Here is a 13,918-nt window from a genome sequence, read left to right on the forward strand (position 1 = left end):
AATAACCCGGGAGTTAGCAGGGAGATAAACTTTTTCTTGCAGCAAATATGTTACCTGCATCACGCATAATTGTTTTTATTAGGTTAACGCTAGCATCAATGTTGGTTTCCGATTAGTATAATGCTCGAAAACGAACATTAGTGAAAGATTCCGAACATCGGAGGAGATGACGTGGAAACCAAAGACCTGATCGTAATCGGCGGCGGTATTAACGGTGCTGGCATTGCGGCTGATGCTGCCGGGCGCGGCCTGTCAGTATTGATGCTGGAGGCGCAAGATCTCGCCTGCGCCACCTCTTCTGCCAGTTCAAAACTTATCCACGGTGGCCTGCGTTACCTGGAGCACTATGAATTCCGCCTGGTAAGTGAAGCGCTTGCCGAACGTGAAGTGCTGCTGAAAATGGCACCACATATCGCTTTCCCTATGCGTTTCCGTCTGCCGCACCGCCCGCACCTGCGTCCAGCCTGGATGATCCGCGTGGGTCTGTTTATGTACGACCACCTGGGTAAACGTACCAGCCTGCCGGGCAGTAAGGGTTTGCGTTTTGGCTCAGACTCGGTGCTGAAGCCGGAAATCGTGCGCGGTTTCGAATATTCTGACTGCTGGGTGGATGATGCCCGCCTGGTGGTGCTTAACGCGCAGGAAATTGAGAAGCGTGGCGGTGAAGTTCGCACCCGTACTCGCGTGACGCGCGCCTGGCGTGAAAACGGCCTGTGGATCGTGGAAGCTGAAGATATCGACAGTGGCAAAACCTTTACCTGGCGCGCCAAAGGCCTGGTGAATGCTGCCGGTCCGTGGGTTAAACAGCTGTTTGATGACAGCCTGAAGCTGAAGTCGCCGTATGGCATCCGCCTGATCAAAGGCAGCCATATCGTGGTACCACGTGTACACACCCAGAAGCAGGCTTATATTCTGCAAAACGAAGATAACCGTATTGTCTTCGTCATTCCGTGGATGGATGAATTCTCAATTATCGGCACCACCGACGTTGAGTACAAAGGCGATCCGCAGAATGTGAAAATCGACGATAACGAAATCGACTACCTGCTGAAAGTGTTTAATGCCCACTTCAAGAAAGATCTGGGCCGTGACGATATCGTCTGGACTTACTCCGGCGTGCGTCCGCTGTGTGACGACGAGTCAGATTCTCCGCAGGCGATTACCCGCGATTACACGCTGGATGTGCATGATGATGCCGGCCAGGCACCGCTGCTTTCCGTGTTCGGCGGTAAGCTGACCACCTATCGTAAGCTGGCAGAGCACGCGATGGAGAAACTGAGCAAGTACTACCCAAGTATCGGTGCGGCATGGACCAAAAGCTGTGTACTACCGGGTGGCAACTTTGCCGGAACACGTGAAGATTATGCCGCGACCCTGCGTCGCCGCTTCCCGTTTATTACCGAGGCGATGGCACGCCACTACGCGCGAACTTACGGCAGTAATACAGAACTGCTGCTGAAAGACGCGACCTCTCTTGAGGATCTGGGTGAGCTGTTTGGTCACCACTTCTATGAAGCGGAACTGCGTTACCTGGTTGAGCACGAATGGGTACGCGTGACCGACGATGCTATCTGGCGTCGTACCAAAGAAGGGATGTGGTTGAACGATGAGCAGCAGGCGCGAGTGACCGCGTGGCTGACCGAACACGGTAAGAAACCGGCCGCGCTGTCGCTGGCATCGTAATATCAGCGGGTCGGGCATGCCCGACCCCTACGTTATGGCGGGGCGCAGCGGGTTGGCATGCCCGGCCCCTGCGTTAAGTTATGGCGGGGCGAAGCGGGTTGGCATGCCCGGCCCCTGCGTTAAGTTATGGCGGGGCCCAGCGGGTTGGCATGCCCGGCCCCTGCGTTAAGTTATGGCGGGGCCCAGCGGGTTGGCATGCCCGGCCCGTACATGATTCGTAGGGGCGAGGCATGCCTCGCCCTTTCCGGCTCTGATTACAATCTTATCGGTTTAATCCCCCAGATCTCATCCGCATACTCCTGAATGGTCCTGTCCGACGAGAAATACCCCATATTGGCAATGTTGTGTACCGCACAGCGCGTCCACTCTTCCTGATTACGATACAGCTTATCGACCTTATCCTGAGTATCCACGTAGCTGCGATAATCGGCCAGCAGCTGGTAGTGGTCCCCAAGATTAACCAGTGAATCAAAGATATTGCGATAACGCCCAGGCTCCTGAGGGCTGAATACTCCGGTGGCGATCTGTATCAGGACCTGATGCAGTTCGGCATCCTCCTCATAGAAAGTGTGGGAGTTATAGCCACTGTTGCGCAGCGCTTCGACCTGCGGTGTGGTGTTACCGAAGATAAAGATATTCTCTTCACCCACGTGATCCAACATCTCGACGTTTGCTCCGTCCAGCGTACCAATTGTCAACGCACCGTTAAGTGCAAATTTCATATTACTGGTGCCGGACGCTTCGGTGCCCGCCAGTGAAATCTGCTCGGAGAGATCGGCCGCCGGAATAATGATCTGCGCCAGACTCACGCCGTAGTTAGGAATAAACACCACCTTCAGTTTATTTTTCACCTGCGGATCGTTGTTGATCACCTTCGCCACATCGTTGATCAAATGAATGATGTGTTTTGCGGTGTAATACGCTGAGGCGGCTTTCCCGGCGAAGATATTGACCCTGGGCACCCAATCGGCCGTCGGATCGGCTTTGATGCGGTTATAGCGGGTGATGACGTGCAAAACATTCAGCAACTGGCGTTTGTACTCGTGGATACGCTTAATCTGCACATCAAACATCGCACGCGGATCGATCACCACATCCATTTTTTGGCTGATGTAAGCCGCCAGACGTTTTTTATTTTTCAGTTTGGCATTCGCCACCTGCTCAATAAAGTTCGGATAGTCAATATGCTGTTTCAGCTCATCCAACTGGCTCAGTTCGGTACGCCAGGTACGACCAATCGTCTCATCCAGCACATCGGAGAGCGCCGGGTTCGCCAGTGCCAGCCAGCGACGCGGCGTCACGCCGTTAGTTTTGTTGCAAAAACGGCCAGGGAACAGTTTGGCAAAGTCAGCAAACAACGACTGAACCATCAGATTCGAGTGCAGCTCAGAGACGCCATTCACTTTATGACTGACCACCACCGCCAGCCAGGCCATACGAATACGGCGACCGTTGTTCTCATCAATAATGGAAATACGCGACAGCAGCTCCCAGTCATCCGGGTAATATTCCTGGATGGTTTTCAGGAAGTAGTCATTGATGTCGAAGATAATTTGCAGATGACGCGGCAAAATTTTACCGATCATATCCACCGGCCAGGTCTCCAGCGCTTCCTGCATCAGCGTGTGGTTGGTGTAGGAGAACACCTGGCAGGTGACTTCAAACGCGTCATCCCAGGTAAATTTGTTCTCATCGATCAGCACGCGCATCAGTTCCGGGATCGCCAGCACCGGGTGGGTATCATTAAGATGCAGGGCAATTTTATCGGCCAGGTTATCAAAGGTCTGGTGCATCGCCCAGTGACGATGAAGGATATCCTGAACCGTGGCTGACACCAGGAAGTACTCCTGCCGCAGACGCAATTCACGCCCGGAATAGGTCGAGTCATCGGGATAGAGCACGCGCGACACATTTTCCGAATGGTTTTTATCTTCCACCGCCGCAAAGTAATCGCCCTGGTTAAACTTCCCGAGATTGATTTCATTACTGGCCTGCGCGCCCCATAGCCGCAGGGTATTGGTGGCATCCGTATCGTAACCCGGGATAATTTGATCGTAGGCGGTGGCCAGCACCTCTTCGGTCTCTACCCAGCGTGCGCGGCTGCCTTCCTGCTGAATACGGCCACCGAAACGCACCTTGTAGCGGGTGTTAAAACGCTGGAATTCCCAGGGATTCCCATATTCCAGCCAGTAATCCGGTGACTCCGCCTGGCGACCATCAACGATATTCTGTTTGAACATGCCGTACTCGTAGCGGATGCCGTAGCCGCGTCCCGGCAGACCGAGCGTGGCAAGGGAATCCAGAAAACAGGCAGCAAGACGACCGAGGCCGCCGTTACCCAACCCCGGATCGCTCTCTTCTTCAATCAGCTCCTCAAGGTCGAAGCCCATCTCTTCCAGCGCCGATTTTGCATCGTCGTAGATGCCCATCGCCAGCAGCGCATTGGACAGCGTGCGTCCCACCAGAAACTCCATCGACAGGTAATACACCTGACGCACATCCTGAGACAACTGGGCACGGTTCGATCGCAGCCAGCGCTCGACCATACGATCGCGCACGGCCAGCAAGGTGGCGTTCAGCCACTCGTGCTTATTAGCAATAGACGGGTCTTTGCCAATGGTGAACATCAGCTTATAGGCAATTGAGTGCTTGAGTGCATCGACACTGAGCGTCGGTGAGGCATAGGAGAACGGTGCGTTCATATCAAATTTCCCATTTTCTGGTTACAACAAACGTTGATAGAGATCGCGGTAGGCCACTGCAGCCACCTGCCAGCTAAAATCCATCCCCATTGCCTGACGCTGAACATAGCGCCACAACGAAGGACGGGACCAGAGAACAAAAGCACGTCGAATTGCACGTAATAACGACCAGGCATTACTGTCTTCAAAACTAAAACCGCTGGCGATACCGTCAGCCAGATTTTCCAGTGAGCTGTCATTCACCGTATCTGCCAGCCCTCCGGTACGCCGCACCAGCGGCAGCGTGCCGTATTTCAATCCGTAGAGCTGTGTCAGACCACAGGGCTCAAAACGGCTCGGCACCATAATCACATCAGCGCCACCAATAATGCGGTGCGAGAAGGCTTCGTGATAGCCGATTTGCACGCCCACCTGGCCTGGATACTCGGCAGCCGCAGCAAGGAACCCCTGTTGCAGTTCTGCATCCCCTGCGCCCAGTAACACCAGCTGGCCGCCCTGCTCCAACAGTCCCGGCAGTGCTTCAAGCACCAGATCCAGCCCTTTCTGTTTCGTTAAACGGCTGACCACAGCAAAGACCGGCGCTTTGTCGTCGATCTTTAATCCCATGGTGATCTGCAACTGCCGTTTGTTCTCCAGCTTGGCATCCAGCACATCACGGTTATAGCGCGCATTCAGTAGCAGATCCTGCTCCGGATCCCAGATAGCCGGATCAACACCATTGAGTATCCCGGTCAGCCGCCCTTCCAGCTGGCGCTGTTTCAGCAAGTCTTCCATACCGTAACCAAACTCAGGCAGCGTGATTTCACGTGCGTAAGTCGGGCTGACGGCCGTGATATGATCGGCATAGAACAGCCCGGCCTTAAGGAATGAGATCTGCCCGTAGAACTCCAGCCCGTGCATATTGAAGAAGGAAGGCGGAAGCTGAAGCAGATCCAGATGCCGCGCTTCAAACAACCCCTGATACGCCAGATTGTGGACCGTAAACACCGATTTTGCCGGGCGACCACGCGCCGCAAGATAGGCACAGGCCAGCCCCGCGTGCCAGTCATGGGCATGCACCACATCCGGTCGCCACCAGTTATCCAGCCCACACGCCAGCTCACAGCCAATCCATCCCAGCAGCGCAAAGCGCAGATGGTTATCGGCGTAGGCGTACTGCGACTCATCGTGATACGGACTGCCGGGCCGATCGTACAGGCCGGGAGCATCGATCAGATAAATGCCGACGCCATCAAAATGACCAAAGTGTAGCTCCACATCACCGGCAAATGTTTGCAGCTTCGCCACCACCTGAGTCGGTGTAATGGCTTTCTTCAGCGCCGGAAAGGCCGGCAACAACACCCTTGTATCCGTGCCTTCTGCGATTTGCGCCGCCGGTAATGCCCCAATAACATCAGCAAGTCCGCCGGTTTTCAGCAGCGGGAAAATTTCTGAACAGACGTGTAGCACCTGCATTATCGGCTCCTTTTTATCCTTCATACTTGAAGCTGCCTCTGTGTTGGCTGCGTTCACTCACCCGAATCACTTACCTGAGTAAGCTCATCGGGACTCGTTCTCTTGCCGCCTGGATGCAACTTCAATTATTTTGGATTACGTGTGTGCTATCGCCAGCCAAGCTTCGCCAGCATGGTCCTGGTGACAAGAACGATCCCTTCTTCCGATCGGTGGAAACGCCGGGCATCATCATCCGGATTTTCGCCAATCACCGTTCCTTCTGGCAGTACGCAGGCACGGTCTATCACACAACGTCGCAGACGGCAGGAACGTCCCACCTCTACATCCGGCAGTAATACCGATGACTCAATATTGCAGAAGGAGTTAATTCGAACCCGGGAGAACAGCACCGAGTTCACTACCACTGAACCAGAGATAATGCAGCCCCCTGACACCAGCGAATTCATTGTCATCCCGTGACTACCGGAGCGATCCTGCACAAACTTCGCCGGCGGCAACGGTTCCATATGGGTGCGGATCGGCCAGGTACTGTCATACATATCCAGTTCTGGCATCACAGAAGCGAGGTCAAGATTGGCTTTCCAGTAGGCTTCCAGCGTGCCGACATCGCGCCAGTAAGGTTCTGCCGTCTCATCATGCTGAACGCAGGAGAGACTGAACGAGTGCGCCAGAGCTTCACCACTGGCGACAATTTTTGGCAGCAAATCTTTACCGAAATCATGGCTCGACTCCGGTAACGCCTGATCGACTTCCAGCAGGCCGAAAAGATATTCGGCATCAAAAACATAGATACCCATGCTGGCTAACGCCCGGCTGCTGTCGCCAGGCATTGAGGGTGGGTTCTCCGGTTTCTCAAGGAACTCAACCACCTTGTTATCATCATCCACCTTCATCACGCCGAAGGAACTGGCTTCCTCCAGCGGCACCGGCAGACAGGCAATGGTGCAGCGCGCACCGTTTTCTACGTGATCGATCAGCATGCGCGAGTAGTCCATCTTGTAGATGTGGTCCCCGGCCAGGATCACGATGTACTGCGCACGGTAGCGACGAATGATATCGAGGTTCTGCGTTACCGCATCGGCGGTGCCGCGATACCAGTGGTCGGTGGAAAGGCGTTGCTGCGCAGGCAGCAGATCGACGAACTCGTTCATCTCTTCATTGAGGAAGGACCAGCCGCGCTGGATATGCTGTACCAACGTGTGCGACTGATACTGGGTGATCACCGCAATACGTCGTATGCCGGAGTTCAGACAGTTGGAAAGCGCAAAATCGATAATGCGAAACTTGCCGCCGAAGTGAACGGCCGGTTTCGCACGCTTGGCGGTCAGGTCTTTCAGACGCGTACCGCGTCCACCCGCAAGGATCAGCGCAACAGTTTGTGTAGGGAGTTGCCTTGCCAGCATTACAGGGTCGTTCTTATCTAATTTGACCATGTCTGATTCCTATTATGATTGTTCCTGGAACACGCACACACCGTGGGCGGCTCCATGCCAGACCGTTGACAGAATCGGGTTATCATCCCCGGCAAAGGGAGGAATGGCATGCCATTTCCCTTCAGGTAACACCAGGTCATACACTTCTTCGGTGGCGTTGATCGTCAGTAACCAGTGCTGTGAAAGCCTGATCTGCAAACGATGCGCCCCCTGCTCCCACTGCTCAGTGGTCAACGGCTGTCCCTGGTCGTTCAGCCACTCCACATTGCCATCACCGTCCTGCCACCAGCGATCCTGCTGCAACGCCGGAATACGGCGGCGCAGATGGATCAGTGCGGCAGTGAAAGCAAACAGTCCGCGATCGTGCTGCTGCCAGTTGAACCATGTCAGCGGATTGTCCTGGCAGTAAGCATTATTGTTGCCGTGCTGGCTGTGCCCGTGTTCGTCCCCGGCCAGTAACATCGGCGTCCCCTGCGCCAGCAGCAGCGTGGCCAACAGGGCATGCACGCTACGACGGCGGTGTTCCATAATCAGTAACGGCGCCTGTAATCCTTCCACGCCGTGGTTATGGCTGAAGTTATTGTTGCTGCCATCACGGTTATCTTCGCCGTTCGCTTCGTTATGTTTATGTTCATAACTGACCACATCTCGCAGGGTAAAACCGTCGTGGGCAGTGATAAGGTTGATACTGCTGGAGGGCCGTCGGCCGCCACGATCGAAGATATCGCTCGACCCGGCAAAACGCCGTGCAAAGTCGCCGTTGGACAACTCGCCATGCAGCCAGTAACGCCGCGTAGCATCGCGAAAATGGTCATTCCATTCGGCGAATGGTGGAGGAAAATTGCCGACCTGATAACCCCCGATGCCGATATCCCAGGGTTCGGCAATCAGCTTGCAGCCTGACAGCACAGGATCGGCTGCAATCGCCTGAAACAATGGCGCATCCTGATGATAGTCCGGCGTGCGCCCCAGTACGGTGGCCAGGTCAAAGCGGAAGCCATCGACATGGCACTCTTCTACCCAGTAACGCAGGCAGTCGAGCATCCACGCCATCACCTGCGGGTGGCTGAGATTCTGCGTGTTGCCACAGCCGGTCCAGTTCTGATATTCCCCCTGCCCGTCCAGCCAGTAGTAGCTCTGATTATCGACGCCGCGCATCGACAGCGTGGGGCCAGTCTCCTCCAGCTCTGCGCTGTGGTTAAACACCACATCAAGAATCACTTCTATGCCAGCCTGATGCAGCGCCTTCACAGCCTGCTGGAACTCCTGACGCGGATGCAGCTGGTGCTGGCCGGAGGCGTAGCGCGCTTCCAGCGCGTAGCAGGCCAGCGGGTTGTAGCCCCAGTAATTACTCAATCCCATCCGCAGTAAGCGCGGTTCACTGGCGAAGCAGGCCACTGGCAACAGCTCCAGACTGGTGATCCCCAGTCGCTGAAAGTAGTCGATCATCACCGGATGCCCCAGCGCCGCGTAAGTGCCGCGTATCGCTTCCGGGATATCCGGATGCAGCTTTGTCAGACCACGTACGTGGGCCTCATAAATCACGGTACTGCCCCAGGGCACGCGCGGTGGCGCATCCTCGTCCCAGTCAAAATCATCGGCCAGCACCACACTTTTCGGTGCCAGCGGCCCGCTATCAAGGGGATCCGGCTGCTGCACCCCACACTGGAAACAAGGGTCGTCCGTGACTTCACCCAGCACTTCGTGTGCGCAGGGGTCGAGCAACAGCTTCGCCGGATTAAAACGTTGCCCCTGCTGCGGCTGCCACGGACCATGCACGCGATAACCATAACGCTGGCCCGGTTTACCGCCGGGGAGGTAGCCGTGCCAGATGTCGCCACTCCGTGAAGGAAGATCCACACGCGTCTCCGTGCCACTGGCATCAAACAGACAAAGCTCCACGCGTTCAGCATGCTGCGAGAACAGGGTAAAGTTCACCCCTTTGCCGTCATAGTGGGCACCGCGCGGTGCTGGAAGTCCCTCACGGAGTGATGTCATTCTGCCTCCCGTACCAGCCACAGCGTCGAGAGCGCAGGCAGCGTCAGACTGAGAGAGTGACTGCGGTTATGGCTGCCCCAGTCATCGGTGCTGACCGTTCCCAGGTTGCCGTTGTTACCGCCGTGATAATGGCCGGAGTCGGTGTTTAGCACTTCGCGCCAGCGCCCGGCACCCGACACGCCAAAGCGATAGCTTTCACGCTGCACCGGGGTAAAGTTACTGGCGACGATTAGTTCATTGCCATCGCGATCGCGGCGCACAAAGACAAACACCGAGTTATCAAAGTCATCCACCACCAGCCATTCAAACCCGGCCGGGTCGAAATCGAGTTGATGCAGCGGCGTCTGTGCCTGGTAGGTATGATTCAGGTCGCGCACCAGACGCTGCACGCCGTTATGCCAGTTGTCTTCCCCTTCCAGCAGATGCCAGTCCAGGCTGGTATCGTGGTTCCACTCTTTGCCCTGAGCGAACTCATTACCCATAAACAACAGCTTTTTACCCGGGAAGCCAAACATCCAGCCGTAATAGGCACGCAGGTTGGCGAACTTCTGCCAGGTGTCACCCGGCATGCGGTCCAGAATCGACTTCTTGCCGTGAACCACTTCATCGTGGGACAGCGGCAGCACGAAGTTTTCGGTGTAGTTGTAAAGCATACCGAACGTCATCAGATTGTGATGATGGCGGCGGTAGATCGGATCGAGCTTCATGTAGTCGAGGGTGTCGTGCATCCAGCCGAGGTTCCATTTAAACCAAAAGCCCAGGCCGCCCATTTCCGGCGGTCGTGACACGCCATCAAAGTCCGTTGACTCCTCCGCCACGGTAATCGAACCGGGGGCAGCATGGCCCAGCGTTCGGTTGGTGTAGCGCAGGAAAGAGATCGCCTCGAAATTCTCACGCCCGCCAACATGATTCGGCACCCATTCGCCTTCGGCGCGGCTGTAGTCGCGGTAAATCATGGATGCCACCGCATCCACCCGCAGGCCATCAATGCCGAAACGCTCGATCCAGTACAGTGCATTCCCCGCCAGATAATTACTCACCTCACGGCGACCAAAGTTATAGATCAGCGTGTTCCAGTCCTGGTGAAAGCCTTCGCGCGGGTCGCCATGTTCATACAGCTCCGTGCCATCAAACTTCACCAGACCAAAATCATCCGATGGAAAGTGGCCGGGAACCCAGTCCAGCAGCACGTTCAGCCCGGCATTGTGGGCCGCCGTAATAAAGGCACGGAAATCATCGCGAGTGCCGAAACGGCGCGTTGGGGCATACATTCCCAGTGGCTGATAACCCCAGCTCCCGTCGAATGGATGCTCATTGATGGGCAATAGCTCCAGATGGGTAAAGCCCATCTCTTTGGCATAAGGCACCAGTTGTTCTGCCAGCTCTTTGTAACTCAACCAGAAGTGGTTATCCGTGTGGCGGCGCCAGGAGCCGAGGTGCACTTCATAAATCGAGATCGGTGCGTCAAAACCGTTCGCACGCTGGCGCTCCGGTGACAGAGTGGTTTTCTCTGGAATACCGCAAATCATAGAGGCCGTTTGCGGACGCATCTGAGCCTCAAACGCGTAAGGGTCGGCTTTCAGGCGCAGTTGTCCCTGATGGTCGATAATCTCGAACTTATAAAGCTGCCCCTGCGTGGCGCCCGGGATAAACAACTCCCAGATACCAATTTCACGCCGCAGGCGCATCGGATGCCGACGTCCATCCCAAAAGTTAAATTCACCGACCACAGAGATGCGCTGAGCATTCGGCGCCCAGACGGCAAAGCGGGTGCCAATCACACCGTCAATCACATCGCCATGCGCACCCAGGGTTTCATAAGGCCGCAGATGGGTCCCTTCCGCCAGCAGCCAGCTGTCCATTTCCGGCAGCAGTGGACCAAAGCGGTAAGCATCGTCGATTAAATTTTGCTGACCGTGCCAGGTGACGGCCAGTTGATAGCGAAACGGAGTTTTACGTTTGGGGATCACCCCCTGAAAAAAACCGCGAGAATCGAGGCACACCAGCTGCACACATTTATTGCCCGTACTGGTTTCAATCACCCAGACTTCGCTGGCGTCCGGTAACAGAGCACGCACTTCAAGACCCTTGTCGGTCTTGTGCATGCCCAGTAAAGAAAAGGGGTCAGCAAAATGACCAGAGACTAAAGCGTTAATCACACGACGATCCATAAGCTCTGACATGACTTTCTTCCCGTGATGATCGGCAGTCGACTGGCGGAATCCCCGATTCGGGTATCGCCAATGCACTGCTCTTCATTGAGCCCAAAACACACTGACCGGCAGAGGTAACCTTCCACTGGGTAAAAACCGCCGCAGCGTGCAATAAAATAACGAAGTGAAAAAAAATAATGTTTTAGGAACTGTGGCTTTTTAAGCATAGCCAGGGGAAAACAATAGCCATGGATGAAAGCGTAAAAATATTTCTTTCAGATCAAAGTTTATTGCTTTAAAGGCGTGAGACAGGAACGTCAGACCCTTCTTAGACCTGCCAGGGTTCAAGCCCCGGGCAAGGGGAAGTGACTGAATTCTGGCGCGGAGAATCGCCAGTTAACACAAAGGAAGGTGCACGTAATAACAGTGAAAAATGATGATGCAAATCGAAACAGGGTGACATCCCCCCTGCCAGCGGCAGAGGGGAAATGACCCGAATTAACCCACCAGCAGACGCAACATACGACGTAGCGGTTCTGCCGCGCCCCACAGCAGCTGGTCGCCAACGGTAAAGGCGGAAAGATAATCCGGCCCCATGTTCAGCTTACGCAGGCGACCTACCGGGGTGTTCAACGTGCCGGTAACGGCGGCTGGCGTCAATTCACGCATGGAGATATCACGGTCGTTAGGGACCACTTTCACCCACTCGTTATGTGCGGCCAGCATCTGTTCGATTTCAGCCAACGGCACATCTTTTTTCAACTTCAGAGTAAACGCCTGGCTGTGGCAGCGCAGCGCACCAACGCGCACGCACAGACCGTCAACCGGGATGACGCTGCTGGTACGCAGGATTTTGTTGGTTTCCGCCTGGCCTTTCCATTCCTCGCGCGTCTGACCGTTATCCAGCTGTTTGTCGATCCACGGGATCAAGCTGCCTGCCAGCGGTACGCCGAAATTATCAGTTGGTAACACGCCAGTGCGGCTCAACTCGGTGACTTTACGCTCAATGTCGAGGATGGCAGAAGCCGGGTCCTGCAACTCTTTCGCCACGTGGTTGTGCAGCATGCCCATCTGGGTCAGCAGTTCACGCATGTGGCGCGCACCGCCGCCGGAAGCCGCCTGGTAGGTCGCCACGGATGCCCACTCCACCAGGTTATTTTCAAACAGACCGCCCAGTGACATCAGCATCAGGCTCACGGTGCAGTTACCGCCAACGAAGGTTTTTATTCCGTTGTTCAGGCCGTCGTGGATCACCTTGTGGTTGACCGGGTCGAGAATAATAATCGCGTCATCTTTCATACGCAGCGTGGATGCCGCATCAATCCAGTAGCCGTTCCAGCCGGCTGCGCGCAGCTTAGGATAAATATCGCTGGTGTAGTCGCCGCCCTGGCAGGTGATGATAATATCCAGCGCTTTCAGCGCTTCAATATCAAAGGCATCCTGCAACGTGCCCGCAGACTGGCCGCCGAACGCTGGCGCCGCCTGGCCGTGCTGAGACGTCGAGAAGAATACCGGGCGAATCACATCAAAATCGCGCTCTTCGCTCATGCGCTGCATGAGTACCGAGCCCACCATCCCACGCCAACCTACCAATCCTACAGATTTCATCATTACCTTTATCCCGGGCTACTTTACTTGCCATTTTCGCCCCCGGCAGTGCTCGCAATCCTCACGTACTTCAGTACGCTACGGTTGCTGTACGCTGGCGGTAAGCAAACTGGCTGCGACAGTGGCGCCTGACCTGTTAGAGTTAAAATATTAGATTGCTAAACCTTACAAGTTGCAGGAAAAGTGGCAAGTGAATTAAATCGATTAGACGGTTTTTTTTAGCAGCTCTGCTTATAAGAGGCGAACATTGATTAATAAAGAGAACAACAACGATGACTGAAATGATCTCGGCCACGATATTATTGTTGCTGATAATGGATCCATTGGGCAATTTGCCGATTTTTATGTCGGTTTTGAAGCATCTGGAGCCGAAACGTCGACGGATGGTGCTCATTCGCGAAATGCTGATCGCGCTACTGATCATGCTGCTGTTTCTGTTTGCGGGCGAAAAAATTCTCGCGTTCCTGAATCTGCGTACCGAAACGGTATCGATCTCCGGCGGTATTATTCTGTTTCTGATCGCCATCAAGATGATTTTCCCTTCGCAGGAAAGCAGCAGTAGCGGGTTGTCAGCAGGTGAAGAGCCGTTCCTGGTGCCACTGGCAATCCCCCTGGTGGCAGGGCCCTCTCTGCTGGCAACCCTGATGCTGCTGTCACACCAGTATCCACAGAATATGGGCCATCTTGTCGGTGCACTGCTGATTGCGTGGGGGCTGACGGTGGTGATTTTACTGCTATCGGGGCTGTTTTTACGACTGCTGGGAGATAAAGGGGTCAATGCGCTGGAGCGTCTGATGGGGTTGATTCTGATTATGCTGGCAACGCAGATGTTTCTGGATGGGATACGCGTTTATCTGAAACTGTAATCCTTACATGGCGTTAAGGT

General features: G+C 55.0%; 8 protein-coding genes. 2 read left to right on the forward strand and 6 right to left on the reverse strand.

What is annotated here, in order from left to right; genetic code table 11:
* The first annotated feature begins 171 nt into the window (after window positions 1-171).
* Window positions 172-1,683 (forward strand): glycerol-3-phosphate dehydrogenase, encoded by a 1,512-nt coding sequence (gene glpD / locus HHI26_RS22250; protein WP_171149713.1) that lies wholly within the window; start codon window positions 172-174, stop codon window positions 1,681-1,683.
* Window positions 1,684-1,937: 254 nt separating this feature from the next.
* On the opposite strand, the gene glgP is transcribed toward glpD, so the two are convergent.
* The 6 genes from glgP to asd form a co-directional block, all read right to left on the reverse strand.
* Entirely contained in the window at window positions 1,938-4,385 is a 2,448-nt protein-coding gene (gene glgP / locus HHI26_RS22255) for a glycogen phosphorylase (RefSeq protein WP_133846639.1), read from the reverse strand.
* Window positions 4,386-4,406: 21 nt separating this feature from the next.
* Window positions 4,407-5,840 carry a glycogen synthase GlgA gene (gene glgA / locus HHI26_RS22260; RefSeq protein WP_133846638.1) on the reverse strand — a complete coding sequence of 478 codons (1,434 nt, stop codon included), beginning with the start codon at window positions 5,838-5,840 and terminating at the stop codon, window positions 4,407-4,409.
* Between the two features lie 146 nt (window positions 5,841-5,986).
* On the reverse strand, window positions 5,987-7,273 hold the full coding sequence (gene glgC / locus HHI26_RS22265; RefSeq protein ID WP_133846637.1) for a glucose-1-phosphate adenylyltransferase: 1,287 nt from the start codon (window positions 7,271-7,273) through the stop codon (window positions 5,987-5,989).
* Window positions 7,274-7,285: 12 nt separating this feature from the next.
* A complete protein-coding gene (gene glgX / locus HHI26_RS22270) occupies window positions 7,286-9,271 on the reverse strand; it encodes a glycogen debranching protein GlgX (protein WP_133846636.1) in 1,986 nt (661 codons plus the stop codon).
* Window positions 9,268-11,454 carry a 1,4-alpha-glucan branching enzyme gene (glgB, locus tag HHI26_RS22275; protein WP_133846635.1) on the reverse strand — a complete coding sequence of 729 codons (2,187 nt, stop codon included), beginning with the start codon at window positions 11,452-11,454 and terminating at the stop codon, window positions 9,268-9,270. Before glgB ends, glgX begins: the two co-directional genes overlap by 4 nt.
* 468 nt (window positions 11,455-11,922) lie before the next feature.
* A complete protein-coding gene (asd, locus tag HHI26_RS22280; RefSeq protein WP_133846702.1) occupies window positions 11,923-13,032 on the reverse strand; it encodes an aspartate-semialdehyde dehydrogenase in 1,110 nt (369 codons plus the stop codon).
* A 272-nt stretch (window positions 13,033-13,304) separates the two neighbouring features.
* Here asd and HHI26_RS22285 point away from each other — a divergent pair, with 272 nt between their 5' ends.
* Window positions 13,305-13,898 carry a YhgN family NAAT transporter gene (locus HHI26_RS22285; protein WP_133846634.1) on the forward strand — a complete coding sequence of 198 codons (594 nt, stop codon included), beginning with the start codon at window positions 13,305-13,307 and terminating at the stop codon, window positions 13,896-13,898.
* Window positions 13,899-13,918: the final 20 nt, after the last annotated feature.

Source organism: Erwinia sp. JH02 (genome assembly GCF_013074405.1).
In the GTDB taxonomy this organism is placed as follows: domain Bacteria; phylum Pseudomonadota; class Gammaproteobacteria; order Enterobacterales; family Enterobacteriaceae; genus Erwinia; species Erwinia rhapontici.